The following is a 17248-nucleotide window of genomic DNA, read 5'->3' as shown; positions in this document are numbered from 1 at the left end:
AGCTTTTCTCCTTTACTTGTTCAAATGCTTTTGTATAAAATGCAGAAGCGTATTTCCTTGAGCAGTCAGAATGACACCCTTCCCGCCGCATGCCGGACAAGGTTTCCCTTCGCTTTCTCCTGTTCTATCACATTCAGGACACGCGACCTCTAAATCATCAGTTGCTATGACCATTTGAATTCTCCTTTCCTATTGATCTGTTATGCACCACCAGCCATCATCCATTGGCCGTCACCTCCTTTAAGAAACACAAAAAACCCCCGTCCTATACAAAGGACGAGGGTCTCGCGGTACCACCTTTATTAACAGCTATACAGCTGTTCACTCTCAGTACAGAAAACATCCGTTTCGATACTCCTCTCTTGGTAACGGGGAGAGAATCCCGGCTTCGCCTACTATCCGTTCAGCAAAGCAATTCAGAAGCCCATTCGGCATCAGGGGAGGGCCGGTTCACACCTGCCACCGACTCTCTGAACCTCCACACTGCTGCGTACTTACTCTTCCTCACGATTGTTGATCCGTTCTTTTGTTAGTAAAAATTATAATACTCGGTTCATTTAAAGAAGTCAATTCTTAATCCGATTTTACGCCAAGTGCTTCCAGCGCCATTTTGATGTGCCCCTCCTGCTGTGTCTGCAGAGCAAACTTGGCAACTTCCAGCGGGTATGCCGCCTGCATCTCTGAGATGTGTTCCTGCATTTTCGCCCAAATGCGGCCGCCTGCTCGATCATAGTATTCAAGCAAACGGGCGGTTTCCTCTTCCCCGAACAGCATTTGAAAAAAGATAAAATCTTTTGCGGGATCGGCGACTTTGGCTTCTGTCCAATCCAGAAGGCCTGTTACATGTTCGTTTTGGCCAATCAAAATATGCGGCGGGTGGAGATCGCCGTGTATCAGCGCGGAGAAACCCGGCCAGTATGCATCATCATTTATCCACGTTTGCCATCTTTCCCACAGCTGCTTAGATACGCCTAGCTTATTTTTTACATCAACCATCGATTCAGCTGTCATTTTCCTAAAATTCTCTGGCATAATCACTTCTATTCCGGATTGGCCGGCAGATGTTTGATCCATGCCATGTAATTCTGCCAGTATCTCGGCAAGTGTATGAACAAAGCCGTCTGATGGCGGCTGATGATTCATATTCCATACATACTGTTTCTGTTCCAAATCAATCCCAGCGGCTGGCGTTCCTTCCAACATTGGGTAAGCGATCAATTCCGGTGTGTGAATGTTCCAATCCGGCACATCAGCTGTAAGATTCGCGCGGAGAAAGGCAAGCGTTCTGCCTTCTGAAGCTGCTCTATCCACAACATCACTTCGCCGCGGTTTTCGCAGCACCCATGACATACCTGTATCGTCCTCGGCAAATACAACTTGAAAATCCATTCCAGTCTCATTCAATTGCGCGTTTTCGGAGTGAACCGCCAAACCTTGGTTACGTGCGAGTCCGACAATTTCAGTGATAAGCTTTTTCTCGTTCTGGTTTGTCATCTCTTTTCCCCTTTCTCATACTCTGCCTGTCGTAGAGTGAAGGGATGTTTTGAAGGCACAAAAAAGAGGGCAGCATCGCCTCCCTCTTTTTTTGATAATATAAGGGCTCATACATAGGCAGATTCATCCCGATTCTCTGCACTCAGGCGAGAGTCGCTCACTATTGAATTCGTGTCAATCGGAATCTCATGAATGCCATGCTGGAACCCCTCCGTTCTTTGTATGTTGATTATCATTTTACATCATATTCCAATTTCAATCTGCTAGAACAATAAATCAAGTCACTGGGGCAGGATTAAACAAGCACAAATCATTATGAAGGCCCCAACGGTCCGCCCACGTTTGTTTGCGGCCGCTTGCCACATCCAAAATCGTCCTGAATATCTCCCAGCCTACGTCTTCAATACTTGCCTCACCTGTCGCGATTCGCCCGGCATTAATATCGATTAAATCCGCCCAATGCTCTGATAATGAATGCCGTGTCGATACTTTCAGCACCGGGGCAGCGGCCAGGCCGTACGGTGTTCCCCTTCCTGTCGTAAAAACCTGCAGATTCATGCCTGCCGCCAGCTGAAGGGTACCGCACACGAAATCGCTTGCCGGTGTCGCCGCGAACAGCAGGCCTTTTTGCTCCGCCTTTTCACCTGGGCCGAGCACGCCGGAGATGGGGCTTGTGCCTGATTTCGCTACCGAGCCTAACGCTTTTTCCACCACATTGGATAACCCGCCTTTTTTATTGCCTGGTGACGGGTTCGCGCTTCGGTCCGCTTCCCCCCGCCGGAGATAGCTGTCATACCACTTCATCTCTTCGATCAGCGAATGTCCGACCTCTTCACTCACAGCCCGCGGCGTTAATAAATGAATCGCATCCCGCACCTCTGTCACTTCAGAAAATAAAACCGTCGCACCTGCGCGAACCAATAAATCAGCTGCATACCCCACCGCAGGGTTTGCCGTCACGCCTGAAAACGCATCACTGCCACCGCATTGCAGACCAATGACAAGATCAGAAACAGGGCAGGTCACACGGGTTCTGCTGTTCAACCTGATTAACCGTTCCTCCGCCATTTCCAAAATGGATTGAATCATTGCCGCAAAACCTTGGTGATCCTGAAGTGATAGAATGTCATCCTGATTCTCAGAGGCAATTCTTGTCGGGAGGAGCTTTTCACATCCTAATCCGATCACCATCACTTCTCCGCCAAAGTTCGGATGCTTCGCCAGATTTTGAATCGTGCGAATCGGAATGACAGCATCCGGCGCATTGATCGCCACACCGCATCCGTATTGATGATGCAGCGGTACAACATCATCGACATTTGGATATTTCGGCAGCAGCTCTTCTTTTATCCGTTTGACTGCATAATCCAAAACGCCAACGACACATTGAACACTTGTGGTGATACCGAGGATATTTTTCGTCCCCGCACTACCGTCCGCATTTCGATACCCTTCAAACGTGTAGCCTTCAAGAGGCGGCAGCGGTTTGGGCACTCTGTTTGCGAGAGGAAGATCGTCTAAAGCCGGAGGAGCGGGCATTCTTACGAGGGCTTCCCTTATCCAGCTCCCGCGTTTGATCGTCTCATCGGCAAATCCGATCACCTCCCCGTAACGCACGATTTCATCTCCTTGATTCAGGTCGGTTAAGGCCACCTTATGGCCTTGAGGGACATCCTCTTCAAGTACAAGCCCGCATGAAAAAACAGTGCCCTTTGGCAGTCCTCCGTCATTAACAATAATCGCCGTGTTATCTTTTTCATTCACTTTGATGTAAAGGGGCGCTTGGTTCTGCCTGAGGTTCATCGCCATATAAAAATCACTCCTCATATCATAGTAAGCGTTTTCTAAATCGGTTCAAAAAAACCGCAGCTCTTTCGGTTCAACTGCGGCTGTCTCTACAATTATTTCTCATCCATGCCTTTCAGAATTTTGTCACGGACAAATTTCAGATGCTCATACATGTGGTAATGCGCTTTGTAAGGGTCTCTTTTGGCAAGAGCGTCGTAGATTTTTTTATGATATTCGACCGTTATACCCCTCTCCCTGTACGGAATCTGGCTGTCAATTTTCGCATGGGTGATCAGCAGGGATTGAATCATCCCTTCGACAACGGGATTATTGGCACTTAACGCAATAATTCGATGAAATTCTTTATCTGCTTCACCATAAAGATTGTCAGTGCTGTTGGCGATGTCGTCGATTGTCTTCTGCAAACGCTGAAGCTCATCCTCATTGATTTTTTCCGCGGCAATCGTCACAAGTCCGAGTTCTAACGCCATCCGCGCTTCAATGATAGCCGGAAGATTATCAGTGGCCAAGGCAAGCATGACGGAAAATGGCTGCATGCCGATTTTATCGTTGAAATACGTGCCGCCGCGGGTTTTTCTCGTAATGACGCCTAGTGTTTCAAGTGAACTCAGAGCCTCCCGAAGCACCGGCCTGCTGACATGCAAAATGTCCATCAGTTCCATTTCTGTCGGCAATTTGTCTCCGGCCTTTAACTGTCCGCTCGACAATAAATGGACAATCCGTTCAATGACCTGCTTGGCTAATGTTTTCCGATTGACTGTATCGACTTTCAGATCTTCTAAACCTTCGTACACGAACAACTCTCCCTTCAGTTGTTCAATTGTAAGACAAAATAGTTGATATGACAATATTTACAATCAAACTTATCGCACAAGACACGGGCGTTTCCGGTCGAACTCCCAGTTGCTGATCAGAAACTGCATAGGGACCGCATCATTCCGCGCGCCTAAATTCATTTTTCGATAGAGTTCATGGGCTTTTTCCACTTGTTCCATATCAATGTCAATACCAAGACCGGGCTTATTCGGCACCTTGACACAACCCTCAGAAATCTCAAAAGGCTGTTTCGTTAAACGCTGCCCGTCCTGCCAGATCCAATGGGTATCAATCGCCGTGATGCGTCCCGGAGCCGCTGCTGCCACATGGGTAAACATCGCAAGGGAGATATCAAAGTGGTTGTTGGAGTGGGAGCCCCATGTCAAACCCCAATCATGGCACATTTGCGCAACCCGCACCGAACCCTGCATCGTCCAGAAATGAGGATCAGCCAGCGGAATATCCACCGCATGAAGCTGGATCGCGTGACCCATTTCCCGCCAGTCGGTCGCAATCATATTTGTCGCAGTTGGAAGGCCTGTCGCGCGGCGGAATTCAGCCATTACTTCTCGGGCGGAGTAGCCGTTCTCATCCCCGCACGGATCTTCCGCATACGCGAGCACATCATGTTTACCTTTGCATAATGCAATAGCTTCCTCTAATGACCATGCCCCGTTCGGATCAAGAGTGATCCTTGCCTCCGGAAAACGTTTCGCTAATGCGGTGACAGCTTCGATTTCATCCTCACCCCGCAGCACCCCGCCTTTCAGCTTGAAATCCTGAAAGCCGTAGCGCTCCTGCGCGGATTCAGCAAGACGTACAATGGCCTCTGGGGTCAGTGCTTCCTCATGGCGGAGACGGAACCACCCACAATCTGACTGCTCATCGCTTTGATACGGCAGGGTCGTCTGCTTTCGATCGCCGATGTAAAAGAGGTAGCCGAGCATTTTCACTTCATCACGCTGCTTCCCTTCGCCAAGCAAAGCCGCGACCGGTTCCTGAAGAAACTTTCCAAGCAAATCTAACAAAGCCGCTTCCAGCGCTGTGACGGCATGTACCGTGGTGCGCAAGTCAAACGTCTGTATGCCGCGTCCTCCCCTGTCCTGATCGGCAAACTGCTTTCTGACCGTTTGCAATATCGACTGGTACGCACCAATGGATTTTCCGACAACAAGCGGCTCTGCCAGCTCGAGTGTGCGGCGTATCTGTTCTCCGCCAGGCACCTCGCCGACACCCTGATTTCCGCTGCTGTCAGTTAAGATCACGATATTCCGGGTGAAAAATGGGCTATGCGCGCCGCTCAGATTCAGCAGCATGCTGTCATGTCCCGCAACAGGGATCACCTTCATCTCACAAATTGAGGGAATATTCGATCTCTTTTCTTTTTGAACCTGCTCTTGTATTGGTGAACTCATCTATTTTCCTCCTCTTATAAAGCGCTTTCATAAATGTTAGACAGGCAATGATTGATCGGGGTCCTGCTCTTGTTTCTTTAACACGACCCGTTTGATCGGCCCGACCAGCAGCAAATAGCTGAGGATCGCCGCAACCGCGTTAGCGCCGACAAACACGAGCGCGCCATTAAAAGATCCTGTGGCATTCACGATGTAGCCGATAATAATCGGTGTTGTAATCGAGGCAATATTTCCGAACGTGTTGAACAAACCGCCGCTTAACCCTGCACACTCTTTCGGAGACGTGTCCGACACGACAGCCCATCCCAATGCGCCGAAGCCTTTTCCGAAAAACGCAAGTGACATAATGACCACGACGAGCCACGCTGAATCCGTGTAGTTGCAGATGATCATACTGCAAGACAGCAGCATGCCGACAATGATCGGCGCTTTTCTTGCAAAGGTCAGCGAACGGCCTTTTTTGAGTAAAATGTCTGACACAATGCCCCCAAGCACGCCGCCGGCAAATCCGCACAGCGCCGGAAGAGAAGCGACAAACCCAGCTTCAAGAATAGACATGCCGCGGGCCTGAACCAAATATACCGGAAACCATGTGAGAAAGAAATACGTGAGAGTCGTAATGCAATATTGCGCGATGTACACGCCAATCAGCATGCGGTTCGTTAACAGCTGCTTGATATACGGCCAGTTCGATTCTGTTTCTTTCTTGCTTTTGTTGTCATCCATGGAAATCAGCCCGCCGCCCTGTTCGATGTACGCAAGCTCGGCTTCATTGACCTTTGGATGTTTTTTCGGTTCATGCACCGTTTTTAGCCAGATAACAGCCAGAAGAATACCCGCGGCACCCATGACAACAAAGACAGAATGCCAGCCGAAAGAGTGGGTGAGCCAGCCCATTAAAGGAGAAAAAATGACGATTGCGAAGTATTGAGCTGAATTAAAAAAGGCTGAAGCTGTCCCGCGCTCGGAGCTTGGGAACCATGAGGCAACAACTCTGCCGTTTCCGGGAAATGAAGGCGCTTCGGACAAGCCGACCAGAAAACGCAGTGCAAACAGCAGGATAATCGCTGTGCCGGCGGAGAAAAAACCAATCGCCCCTTGCAGCAGCGTAAAAAACGACCAGAAAAAGATGCTTAACGCAATGACAGTCTTTGAACCAAACCGGTCCAGCAGCCAGCCGCCCGGAAGCTGCCCGATGACATAGGCCCAGCCAAAAGCAGAAAAGACATATCCCATGGCGACCGAGTCCAATCCCAAATCATGCTGGACGGAATCTCCGGTGATGGAAAGCGTCGCCCGATCCGCGTAGTTAATAGAGGTCACAAGAAACAGCATAAACACGATGAACCAGCGCACAGACGTTTTTTTGTCCGCCGGCGAAACATTCGCATAGTCTTTTTTCATAGTATCTTCTCCTTTTCAAAGTAGAGAATCATATGCTGGCTGTGATAAAGCTGGGAAAGAGACGTCCGCCTCTTTCCAGCATCATTACGGCTTCACAAAAACGGTTTTGATCGCCGTGAAAAAGTCCTTCGCTGCCTCACCCTGTTCGCGGGAGTGCGAGCTCGACTGCTTCATGCCGCCAAAAGGCGCCTGAAGCTCAACACCCGCGCTTTCCGCGTTAATCCGGACAAGCCCGGCGTCAATTTCATCAACGAATGAAAGCATTCGGCCGATGTTTTGCGTGAAAATGGATGCGCTTAAGCCGAACTTCACATCATTGGCGATGTCCAGTGCCTCCTCCATCGAGTCAACCTTGATCAGGGCGATCACCGGACCGAAAATTTCTTCTTGGGCAATCGTCATCTCAGATGTCACATTGTCAAAAATGGCAGGCTGAACATAATAGCCGTTTTGATACTTTCCGTCCTCCAGCTTTTCTCCTCCAATCAAAAGGGAAGCGCCCTCCTGTTTGCCTTTCTCAATGTACGACAGGCAGTTATCCAGCTGATTCTTGCTGGCAATTGGCCCCATCCAGACATCCTCTTTTAAGCTGTCTCCGATCGTAATATCCTTTGTGCGCTGGAGCAGTTTTTCTTTAAAACGGTCGTAAATTCCGCTTTGCACGATGACGCGGCTTGTCGCAGTGCACTTCTGGCCGGTTGAACGGAAGGCACCCGTAATAACAGCCTCTGCTGCAGCTTCAAGGTCAGCGTCATCAGCTACGATGACTGGGTTTTTGCCGCCCATTTCCAGCTGATATTTGGCTCCTCTCGCTAAAGCGGTTTGCCCAATGATTTTCCCGACTTGATTTGAACCGGTAAACGTAATGGCGTTTACACCTTCATGCTCAGCAAGTCCCTGCCCGACAACAGAACCCGGGCCTGTCACCAAATTGATGACTCCTGCCGGGAGCCCCGCTTCTTCAAAGCAGGCAATGATCTTCGCGCATGTAACGGCTGTTTCAGTCGCCGGTTTGATGACAACGGTATTGCCGTACACCAATGCCGGGGCCATTTTCCAAATCGGAATCGCCACCGGGAAATTCCACGGAGAAATCACGCCAACCACACCGAGCGGAACACGGGTGGTGAACATGAGCGCATCTTTGTCAGTAGATGGAATGACGTCACCCGTTTTGCGCATGCCCTCTCCGGCGTAATAGCGCAGAATCGCAATTCCGCGAGCTGTTTCCCCTTTCGCTTCCGGCAGTGTTTTTCCCATCTCACGCGTCGCGCAGGCGGCGATTTCCTCCAAGCGCTGCTCCATAATATCCGCCGTTTTGTATAAGTATTGGCCCCGCTCGGCACCCGTCAGCTTTCTCCAAACCGTTTTGGCTTCATTGGCAGCGGCGACTGCCCGTTCCACATCATCAGCTGTTGAATTCTGTACATAGCCGACAATATCATTCACATCCGCAGGGTTTTCGACCTTGACCATATCGCCTGATTGAGACTTAACCCACTCTCCATTAATAAAGTTGAGATACGTGTTTTGTTCCGTGATCACAGACATGCCCATTGCCCCTTTCATATTTTTTCTGTTCATCAAACCGTCGCGGCTTTTTTCGGAAAACGGTCAGCCGCCTGCTTCAAAATCGCTTCCAATTGCTGATAGTGCTCTTTCTCAACCGGACCGACAGGCGGTCTGGCTGTGTTTCTCACATTCAATCCCATGATCTCCATGCCCGCTTTAATCAAAGATACGGCATATCCTTTTCGTTGTTTGCGAATGTCGTTGATCGGAAGAATCACATGCTGATAGAGCTCCTTCACCAGCTCGTCATCTCCGTTTTTCAATGCATCATAGAACATCCGGGAAATATGCGGGATATAATTTGAAATCGCTGAAGAATAGGAGTGAAACCCGATCGGCAGGTAAGCCGGCATCGTCACTTCAGCCATCGGCATTCCGTTAAGCCATCCTAAACGGTCGCCGAGCGTATAGACGAGGTTAATATTCAAATCCATATTCCCCACCCCGTCCTTCACACCGACAAGCTGTTCAAACTTGGTCAGCCGCTTGATCTGTTCAACAGAGAGAACGGCATTATCGCGCTGATACAGAATCGCATTCAGATCGGTGCTTTCAATAATCGTTTTCGCATACTGATACAGCCCCTCCTGTTCGCCATGCACCAAATAAGGAGGCAGGATCAAGTAGCCGTCGGCGCCTTTTTTCTCCGACAGCTGCGCCCATTCAAGCGCTGTGCTGAGGTTGCCGCCCACCCCCGTGTAAACCGGAACCTTTCCTCCGGCTGCCGAGATTGCGACTTCCACCATTTGCTCATATTCTTTCTGGCTGAGAGATTGAAATTCACCAGACCCGCAAGCGATAAAAATCGCTTCCAAGCCTTCTTCCAGCAAAAACTCGATATTTTGAAAAAGAGCTTCTTCCTCCAGTTTTCCTTGTGTGTTAAAAGGTGCAACCGGAAAACCTAAAATTCCAGCGGGTGCTTTTCTAATACGGCTCATCAACATAACCTCCTGTTATTTGTGTATACAGCCCCTGACTGAAAGCGCTTTTATTGTTTTTTGGTTTCACATCCGCTCCTTCCCTACATCCTTTTGTTTAATTGTAAGACAAATAAACAATAAGTCAATATCTTTATTTTCTGATATTTTATAAAAAAACAGGAAATCGCTGTCCCGCCGTGGTTCCGGCACAACAAAAAAACAGCCGGAACAGCCGGCTGTTTTGGGTTACATCCTTCTTTGTTTCATCGTCTCGTGCAAAAGCTTCGCTTCCAAAAAGAACACGTGGATGAATTTTTTCATATTTACTCTTGCAGGGGCGAGAGGTTTTGCATCCTTGGATTGGAGTTCTTTCATTTTCAGGCTGACAACCGGAAAATCAAAGAATTTCGATGCATAGGTTTCAAATTTCGGATTAGAAAAATCAGTTGTGCCCAATGAAGCAAAATGGTGCAGTGAATGGATAATCGCTCTGCGGATGCGCTGCTCCGAGGCTTTCATTTCTCGATTGACTTCCGTTTCGGATGCCCCTGCCCCCAGCTTCCGTTCCGCTACTTGGGTGAAGATCTGTTTGAGCGAAGGGATATGTTTTTCGTACGGCTCAGATTGCTCATGTTCTGCTAAATACTGCAGCACCGCCATGAGATCATGTGCGCCGCCTTCCCCCATCATGCCCAGCTCAGACAACAGGAATGTTCCTGCTTCTTTTAAGCCGCTGTCACTTTGCTGCTGAGGACGCGCTTTCTGTTCAGTTCGATTGACAAGCCGGCTTAGAGAGTGCTGAATAGCCCCAATCGATTGCTCAAGCTCGATCCGCTCCTTCACCTTTTGAAGGACCGTGACAATTTCAATGCGGTTAATTGGCTTATGGATAAAATATTCGATGCCGAGCGAGTACGCTTCCCCGACCATTTCCTTCGCTTCCACTTGAGAGATCATCACGATTTTGCCGGAGTACGTATGCTGGAGCTGGCGAATCGTCTCAATGCCGTCTCTTCCGGGCATTAACAGATCGATTAATAAAATATCAATCTGCTTGAAATGCAGCAAATGCCCTTCTACCTGGCTCCCGTCGTCCGCTTCACCAACAGCTTCCCCGAGATCCTCATCTTCAATGATCTGCCTTAAAATTGACCGTACTGCACGGTCATCATCAGCGATAAAAAAACGCATAGCTTTCGGTTCATCCTTTCTGAATCAAATGCCGGACAGGCAGCCTGATGGCAAACACCACTCCCCGCTGCTGATTATCAAACGTAATATCCCCATCTAGTTCAGTCACTATTTCCTTCACGTAGGAAAGTCCGATTCCCGTAGAAGGCGTGCCAAATTCGTCATATTTTGAAGTAAAGCCCGGGTCAAACACTATGTCTCCTATTTTTTCAGAAATACCGGGACCATTGTCTTCCACCTGGAATTCTACCATACTCTCATTTGGCCTACGGAGCCTCAGGCTGATCATCCCCTCTTCTCCCATGGCCTCTACCGCATTTGCCGTTAGATTATTAATGATCGAAAGCACGATAAATACGTGATATTCGTCATGTTCTCCCTCTATCGAGCAGTGAAAATCAATCTGCTTTTCCAGTGCTTCAGCGTACTTTTCATTCATTCGAATCACAAGCTGCAGCAAATCAGAAGCCCTCATATAATCTCTTAAGCTCTCATTAGAAATCAGTTTTGAAAGCCCTGCGAATATCCGCTGGTTGTCCTTTTTCACTTCATGAATTTCTCCGGCCAGCCTCAGGATTCTTCCGCTGAGCTGATCATCCTTGCCCTTCACTTCCCGATAGAGCTGATACGAATCGTTCGTCACTTTCTCTGTCGTTTTCAATGTCTTTTTTAAATGCACCGTTTCTTCATATAAATTGGAAACGATCATCAGCATGTGCTCATGCTGTTGTCTTGTCTGTTTTTCTCTAGACTGCGTTTCATACAGCTTCAGCACAGTATAAAAGCTCATGACGATAAATGTGTGAGAAATCGCAATCACTGCGATATCCGTGATTTTCTCAGGCGTGACAACCGTATGAAAAATGAGAAACTGCACAGCCAGCTCGACACAATCTGACACAATTTCAATCATAAAGCCGATAAAACCGAGCATAACCGGCCGCTCGCGGAAACGATTAGCCTTTAATACGGAAAACAGACAGGCGTAAGTCATATAAAAGAAAAAGCCAGACGCTTGGTCATACAGAATCGGAGTCAGTCCACTGTGTCCCCCGCCCCATAATTCCAGCAAGACGCGAAAGACGAAAACAGCCGCTCCAGTCAGAAAACCCGGCAGCACAGCGGGCACATGCCGCAGCAACGATAAAAAGAAGAAAAAAACCGGTGCGCCAAAGCTGACCCGGAATTCTTCATTGAGGGGATAAAATTTCAGTTCACCGGCCAGCGGCACCGTAATCAGCATGAGAGCCAGTATATATCCGTCTTTTTCAAAGAAACGTTCCAGTTTTATGATGATCACATCCTCGCTTCTATTTTGGGGAAATGGCAGAAAACCTGCAAATTTCTTTTGACCCAGAACATGAGGTTTTTATAAATCTTACGGCTTATTTTCAAAATGTTTTTGTCGTATTTTGTATGATTCTGTAGTCGCCATTATACAGTAAATATACCTTCCGCTTTTATGAAAGCGTTTAATGCCCCTTCAGCCTTCGTTTTGATAAACCTCAGTCCTTAAAGAAGAAAAACAGTGAGGAGGAATTCGATGAAAGAATTGATAAAAGAGCCCCAAATAGAAATAGATCCGGCGTCTCAACTGCATGATTGGGTGGAGCACTATCGCCCCTTTGCCGCCAATGGACAAAGTGCAAACTATATCCCCGCTTTAGGAAAAGTCAATGACTCACAGCTTGGCATTTGTATATTGGAGCCTGACGGAACGATGATACATGCCGGCGATTGGAACGTCCCTTTTACCCTGCAAAGCATTTCAAAAGTGATCAGCTTTATCGCCGCCTGCATGAGCCGCGGCATTCCCTATGTGCTGGACCGTGTAGATGTCGAGCCGACAGGTGACGCCTTTAATTCAATCATTCGGCTCGAAATCAACAAGCCGGGAAAGCCGTTTAACCCCATGATCAACGCGGGTGCCCTCACCATCGCTTCGATTCTTCCCGGAGAATCGGCATACGAAAAGCTCGAGTTTCTTTACTCGGTGATGGAAACCTTGATAGGAAAACGGCCGCGAATTCATGAGGAAGTGTTCCGTTCTGAATGGGAAACCGCCCACCGCAACAGAGCGCTGGCCTACTATTTAAAAGAAACAAACTTTTTAGAAGCTGAAGTAGAAGAAACACTTGAGGTGTACTTGAAGCAATGCGCTATGGAGAGCACCACTGAAGACATTGCATTGATCGGCATGATCCTTGCCCATGACGGCTATCATCCGATTCGCCGTCAGCAAGTGATTCCAAAGGACGTGGCAAAGTTGGCCAAGGCGTTAATGCTGACGTGCGGTATGTACAACGCTTCAGGCAAATATGCGGCGTTTGTCGGCGTGCCGGCCAAAAGCGGCGTCTCCGGCGGCATCATGGCTCTCGTTCCTCCAAGCGCCAGAAGAGAACAGCCTTTTCAATCCGGATGCGGTATCGGCATTTACGGGCCTGCCATTGACGAATACGGCAACAGCCTCACTGGCGGTATGCTGCTGAAACATATGGCGCAAGAGTGGGAGCTCAGCATTTTTTAAACATAAAAAAGAGGTGATTGTATGCAGCAAATCCTGGAACATATCGTCGGTATCGCAAATGATCTTTTATGGTCAAAGCTATTAATTGTATTGCTCCTTTCTCTGGGAATCTATTTTACGTTCAGGCTTAAGTTTTTACAGGTTCGCATGCTGAAAGAAATGGTGAGAGTGTTAAGAGAAGGTGCTGCTTCCCGGTCGAAAAACACCATTTCTCCGTTTCAAGCCTTTTGCATCAGCATGGCGGCCCGTGTCGGAACGGGAAATATTACGGGCATTGCCATCGCCATTGCACTCGGCGGGCCAGGTGCAATCTTCTGGATGTGGATTATCGCCATTATCGGATCAGCATCAAGCTTTGTGGAAAGCACACTGGCACAGATTTATAAAGTAAAAGATGCAAACGGCTTCCGCGGCGGGCCGGCTTATTATATGGAAAAAGGGCTGAACAAAAGGTGGATGGGCGCGCTTTTCGCTGTGCTAATTACCTTGTCGTTCGGTATTGTCTTTAACTCGGTCCAATCAAATACAGTCAGTCTCGCCTTTGAAAATGCGTTCGGTACAAACCGCCTGACTTTGGGACTCATTTTAATTGCTGTGTTCGGCACGATTATTTTCGGCGGTGTAAAGCGCATTGCGAAGCTGGCTGAATCCATTGTCGTCGTATTGGCTGTCCTGTATATCGGAGTTGCGTTTTTCGTGATTTTCACCAACATTACGCAGCTGCCGGACGTGATTGCACTTATCGTGAAAAATGCATTTGGTGTTGACCAGGCCGCCGGCGGCGCTTTGGGTGCAGCGTTAATGCAGGGTGTCAGACGTGGAATCTTTTCAAACGAAGCAGGAATGGGAAGCGCACCGAATGCCGCTGCCACCGCAACGACAAGCCATCCTGTCAAACAGGGACTGATTCAAGCGCTTGGTGTGCTGTCAGATACACTAGTCATTTGTACAAGCACCGCCTTTATCATCCTGTTTTCGGATGCCTACCATACTCCGGGACTAAGCGGAATCGCGTTGACACAAGCCTCTCTCAGCTCCCATGTCGGATCGTGGGCATCAGGCTTTCTCGCTATTCTGATTTTGTTATTCGGATTCTGTGCTTTAATCGGAAACTATTACTATGGCGAAACCAATATCGGCTTTTTGAACAAAAGCAAAAAACTAATTTTTATCTACCGTATCGGCGTACTGGCTATGATTGTGTTTGGCTGTGTTGCCAAAGTCCAGCTCGTCTGGGATCTGGCTGATTTGTTCATGGGCTTGATGGTCGTCGTGAATTTAATTGCGATTTTCTTATTATCAAAGGTCGTTTTTGCGGCACTACAAGACTATACACGCCAGAAAAAAGCAGGCAAAGATCCGGTTTTTTATAAAAGTGTGCTCAAAAACCACAATGGCATTGAATGCTGGCCGCTTTCTGAGACACAGACTGACACACACAACAAACAAATATCGTAAAAAAAGGGTGTTCAGACATACGGGCTGAGCACCTTTCCCTTTTGCGTTTATTGACAAACACGTAAGCCTCCATTACGATTTTCATATCTTTTTCAAAAAAATCTGAAAGAAGGCATCGGTACATTCTATGAATCCTATCCAACACATACTAGATACATACCCGCTTATTGTGCTAGACGGCGCCATGGCGACCGAGCTGGAACGCAAGGGCTGTGATTTGAACGACAGTCTTTGGTCGGCAAAAATCCTGATGGAAGAGCCGGACCTGATTAAACAAGTTCATACTGATTATTTCGCAGCAGGCGCTGACTGTGCGATCACCGCCAGCTACCAGTCTACGTTTGAAGGCTTTGCCGCACGCGGGCTGAGCGAAGCGAAAGCACGCCGGCTCATCGAGATGTCCGTCAGCATCGCAGCTGAAGCACGTGATGAATTTTGGGCACTTGAAGAGAACCGTCTGAATCGGCCAAAACCAATCATTGCGGCTTCTATAGGCCCTTATGGCGCATATCTTGCAGACGGGTCTGAGTATCGCGGTCACTACGGAATCTCAGAGGATGAACTTGTTGAATTTCATCGCCCCCGCATGAAAGCGCTGATCGAAACCGGAGCTGATGTTTTGGCATGCGAGACGATTCCGTGTCTGACCGAAGCAAAAGCGATTGTGCGGCTGTTGAAGGAATTTCCTGAAACGTATGCGTGGATCAGCTTCAGTGCCATAGACGGCCTGCATATCAGTGACGGAACACCTGCCGCTGGCTGCGCGTCATGGCTCGATGAGCACCGCCAAATTGCAGCGCTCGGCATCAACTGCACACCGCTTCAGCATATCCCTTCTTTAATAGAAGAGTTAAAAAAGCACACATCAAAACCGATCATCGCCTACCCGAATTCAGGCGAGCAATATGATCCGGAGACAAAAACGTGGAACGGCGCAGCATGCGCAGAACCTTACGGACAAAGCGCCCGCATGTGGTATGAAAAAGGCGCGAAGCTGATTGGCGGCTGCTGTCGGACAAAACCTGAAGATATCAAAGAAATTGCGGCTTGGGCGCGCTCTTTAAAAACAACTTGACTTATCGGAATTGTTTGTATATTCTATCTAAAAGCCGGTTCGCCGGAGTCTCGTGTCACTCGCTGACATGAGATTTTTTATTAGGAAGGAAATAAATCGCCGATAGAAAGTTGGAAAAAGATGAAATCTGCTCACAACAAGAATGAGACAAACTTTCAGAGAAGTATGAAAAGCCGGCACCTCTTTATGCTTTCCTTAGGGGGTGTCATCGGAACCGGGCTGTTTTTAAGCTCTGGCTATACCATTCAACAGACAGGCCCGGCGGGAACGATACTCGCCTACTTAGTCGGCGCCGGAATCGTCTATTTGGTCATGCTGTGCCTCGGTGAGCTGTCAGTGGCCATGCCTGTCACGGGCGCCTTTCACACCTATGCAGCCAAATACATAGGTCCGGGCACAGGGTTTACGGTCGCTTGGCTGTACTGGCTGACATGGACCGTGGCATTGGGATCAGAATTCACTGCAGCCGGCCTGTTAATGCAGCCCTGGTTCCCCCATACGTCTGTTTGGATGTGGAGTGCCGTCTTCGCGCTGTTCATTTTCTTGCTGAACGCATTTTCAGTCAAGTTTTTCGCTGAATCAGAATTTTGGTTTTCCAGCATTAAAGTATTAGCCATTATATTGTTTATTCTTTTAGGCGGCTCTGCCATGTTCGGCATCATCCCGATTCAAGGCGGAGAAGCCGCTCCGATGCTGTCCAACTTCACAGCGGAAGGCGGGCTCTTTCCAAATGGATTTGTCCCGATTTTGATGACAATGCTGTCCGTCAATTTTGCCTTCTCGGGAACTGAACTGATCGGAATCGCAGCCGGAGAAAGCGTTGATCCCGACAAGACGATACCAAAAGCGATTAAAACAACGGTCTGGCGTCTTTCACTCTTTTTTGTCGGAACGATTTTTGTGCTGTCAGGGCTGATTCCGATTCAAGATGCAGGCGTTATCAAAAGCCCGTTTGTCGCTGTCTTTGACAGAGTCGGTGTCCCGTATGCAGCCGATATCATGAACTTTGTCATCCTAACAGCAATCCTGTCAGCTGCTAATTCCGGTCTTTACGCTTCTTCCCGGATGCTGTGGTCTTTATCAAAAGAAAAAACGCTTCATCCGACATTTTCAAAGCTGACGTCAAAAGGAACCCCGTTTAACGCGCTGGTATTCAGTATGATCGGCGGCATTCTGTCATTGCTATCCAGCGTAATCGCGCCAGACACCGTATACGTTGTGCTCGTGTCGATTTCCGGTTTTGCTGTCGTTGTCGTGTGGATGGGAATCGCCGCTTCTCAATTCATGTTCAGAAAACGTTATGTCGAAGCGGGAAACAAGGTCGCCGATTTGACATACCGGACCCCTTTGTATCCGTTCGTGCCGATTGCCGCGTTCCTGTTATGCCTGGCTTCCGTCATCGGCATAGTCTTTGATCCGAATCAAAGAATCGCACTGTATTGCGGCATTCCGTTTATGGCCATCTGTTATGCAGTGTATTATGCGAAAAACCGCAAAAGCCAGCCGACTGCTGATATCACTCATTCAAAATAAAAAGAACCTGCCTCCGAGCAGGTTCTTTTTCGAT

14 protein-coding genes and 1 other annotated feature are annotated in these 17248 nt (G+C 48.4%); of the genes, 4 read left to right on the top strand and 10 right to left on the bottom strand.

Annotated elements, in window-relative coordinates; translation table 11 throughout:
* Positions 1 to 12: 12 nt before the first annotated feature.
* From RAC86_RS02225 to glnK, 10 genes are all read right to left on the bottom strand, one after another.
* Positions 13 to 174, bottom strand: a complete 162-nt coding sequence (locus RAC86_RS02225) for a tryptophan RNA-binding attenuator protein inhibitory protein (protein WP_014112522.1) — start codon at positions 172 to 174, stop codon at positions 13 to 15.
* Positions 175 to 269: 95 nt separating this feature from the next.
* Positions 270 to 517: a binding site (T-box leader), on the bottom strand.
* A 56-nt stretch (positions 518 to 573) separates the two neighbouring features.
* Entirely contained in the window at positions 574 to 1494 is a 921-nt protein-coding gene (gene mphK, locus RAC86_RS02220) for a macrolide 2'-phosphotransferase MphK (protein WP_014112521.1), read from the bottom strand.
* Between the two features lie 276 nt (positions 1495 to 1770).
* Positions 1771 to 3303, bottom strand: coding sequence for a galactarate dehydratase (garD, locus tag RAC86_RS02215; RefSeq protein WP_072565680.1), 1533 nt, complete (start codon positions 3301 to 3303; stop codon positions 1771 to 1773).
* Between the two features lie 92 nt (positions 3304 to 3395).
* On the bottom strand, positions 3396 to 4097 hold the full coding sequence (locus RAC86_RS02210) for a FadR/GntR family transcriptional regulator (RefSeq protein WP_072565679.1): 702 nt from the start codon (positions 4095 to 4097) through the stop codon (positions 3396 to 3398).
* Between the two features lie 69 nt (positions 4098 to 4166).
* Positions 4167 to 5534 carry a glucarate dehydratase gene (gene gudD / locus RAC86_RS02205; protein WP_014112518.1) on the bottom strand — a complete coding sequence of 456 codons (1368 nt, stop codon included), beginning with the start codon at positions 5532 to 5534 and terminating at the stop codon, positions 4167 to 4169.
* A gap of 36 nt (positions 5535 to 5570) precedes the next feature.
* The gene (gudP, locus tag RAC86_RS02200) at positions 5571 to 6938 is read right to left on the bottom strand and encodes a glucarate transporter GudP (protein WP_072565678.1); all 1368 of its coding nucleotides are present in this window, start codon (positions 6936 to 6938) and stop codon (positions 5571 to 5573) included.
* An 84-nt stretch (positions 6939 to 7022) separates the two neighbouring features.
* On the bottom strand, positions 7023 to 8489 hold the full coding sequence (gene gucD, locus RAC86_RS02195) for an alpha-ketoglutaric semialdehyde dehydrogenase GucD (RefSeq protein WP_072181606.1): 1467 nt from the start codon (positions 8487 to 8489) through the stop codon (positions 7023 to 7025).
* 32 nt (positions 8490 to 8521) lie between these two features.
* Positions 8522 to 9448: a 5-dehydro-4-deoxyglucarate dehydratase gene (gene kdgD, locus RAC86_RS02190; RefSeq protein ID WP_072565677.1), complete on the bottom strand. Its 927-nt coding sequence runs from the start codon at positions 9446 to 9448 to the stop codon at positions 8522 to 8524.
* Between the two features lie 228 nt (positions 9449 to 9676).
* Positions 9677 to 10621: a glutamine utilization two-component system response regulator GlnL gene (glnL, locus tag RAC86_RS02185; protein WP_014112513.1), complete on the bottom strand. Its 945-nt coding sequence runs from the start codon at positions 10619 to 10621 to the stop codon at positions 9677 to 9679.
* A gap of 10 nt (positions 10622 to 10631) precedes the next feature.
* Positions 10632 to 11864 carry a two-component system sensor histidine kinase GlnK gene (gene glnK / locus RAC86_RS02180; RefSeq protein ID WP_061187039.1) on the bottom strand — a complete coding sequence of 411 codons (1233 nt, stop codon included), beginning with the start codon at positions 11862 to 11864 and terminating at the stop codon, positions 10632 to 10634.
* Between the two features lie 300 nt (positions 11865 to 12164).
* Between glnK and RAC86_RS02175 the strand changes: the two genes are divergently transcribed.
* From RAC86_RS02175 to mmuP, 4 genes are all read left to right on the top strand, one after another.
* Positions 12165 to 13148: a glutaminase gene (locus RAC86_RS02175; RefSeq protein ID WP_041520847.1), complete on the top strand. Its 984-nt coding sequence runs from the start codon at positions 12165 to 12167 to the stop codon at positions 13146 to 13148.
* Between the two features lie 21 nt (positions 13149 to 13169).
* On the top strand, positions 13170 to 14606 hold the full coding sequence (locus RAC86_RS02170) for an alanine/glycine:cation symporter family protein (protein WP_014112511.1): 1437 nt from the start codon (positions 13170 to 13172) through the stop codon (positions 14604 to 14606).
* A 127-nt stretch (positions 14607 to 14733) separates the two neighbouring features.
* Positions 14734 to 15681, top strand: a complete 948-nt coding sequence (mmuM, locus tag RAC86_RS02165; RefSeq protein ID WP_072181581.1) for a homocysteine S-methyltransferase — start codon at positions 14734 to 14736, stop codon at positions 15679 to 15681.
* Between the two features lie 120 nt (positions 15682 to 15801).
* Positions 15802 to 17214, top strand: coding sequence for an S-methylmethionine permease (gene mmuP / locus RAC86_RS02160; protein ID WP_072565676.1), 1413 nt, complete (start codon positions 15802 to 15804; stop codon positions 17212 to 17214).
* The last annotated feature ends 34 nt before the right edge of the window (positions 17215 to 17248 follow it).

The sequence above is a fragment of the Bacillus sp. LR_5 genome (assembly GCF_042709275.1).
The sequence above is the reverse complement of the archived record's forward strand: the minus strand, read 5'-3'. Positions and strand labels throughout refer to the sequence as shown.

What these genes read in the sequence shown, in the direction of transcription:
- mphK (WP_014112521.1), bottom strand. Translation starts at nt 1,494, where the DNA reads ATGACAAACCAGAACGAGAAAAAGCTTATCACTGAAATTGTCGGACTC.
- gudD (WP_014112518.1), bottom strand. Translation starts at nt 5,534, where the DNA reads ATGAGTTCACCAATACAAGAGCAGGTTCAAAAAGAAAAGAGATCGAAT.
- mmuM (WP_072181581.1), top strand. Translation starts at nt 14,734, where the DNA reads ATGAATCCTATCCAACACATACTAGATACATACCCGCTTATTGTGCTA.
- RAC86_RS02225 (WP_014112522.1), bottom strand. Translation starts at nt 174, where the DNA reads ATGGTCATAGCAACTGATGATTTAGAGGTCGCGTGTCCTGAATGTGAT.
- RAC86_RS02175 (WP_041520847.1), top strand. Translation starts at nt 12,165, where the DNA reads ATGAAAGAATTGATAAAAGAGCCCCAAATAGAAATAGATCCGGCGTCT.
- glnK (WP_061187039.1), bottom strand. Translation starts at nt 11,864, where the DNA reads ATGCTGATTACGGTGCCGCTGGCCGGTGAACTGAAATTTTATCCCCTC.
- mmuP (WP_072565676.1), top strand. Translation starts at nt 15,802, where the DNA reads ATGAAATCTGCTCACAACAAGAATGAGACAAACTTTCAGAGAAGTATG.
- garD (WP_072565680.1), bottom strand. Translation starts at nt 3,303, where the DNA reads ATGGCGATGAACCTCAGGCAGAACCAAGCGCCCCTTTACATCAAAGTG.
- kdgD (WP_072565677.1), bottom strand. Translation starts at nt 9,448, where the DNA reads ATGAGCCGTATTAGAAAAGCACCCGCTGGAATTTTAGGTTTTCCGGTT.
- glnL (WP_014112513.1), bottom strand. Translation starts at nt 10,621, where the DNA reads ATGCGTTTTTTTATCGCTGATGATGACCGTGCAGTACGGTCAATTTTA.
- gudP (WP_072565678.1), bottom strand. Translation starts at nt 6,938, where the DNA reads ATGAAAAAAGACTATGCGAATGTTTCGCCGGCGGACAAAAAAACGTCT.
- gucD (WP_072181606.1), bottom strand. Translation starts at nt 8,489, where the DNA reads ATGTCTGTGATCACGGAACAAAACACGTATCTCAACTTTATTAATGGA.
- RAC86_RS02170 (WP_014112511.1), top strand. Translation starts at nt 13,170, where the DNA reads ATGCAGCAAATCCTGGAACATATCGTCGGTATCGCAAATGATCTTTTA.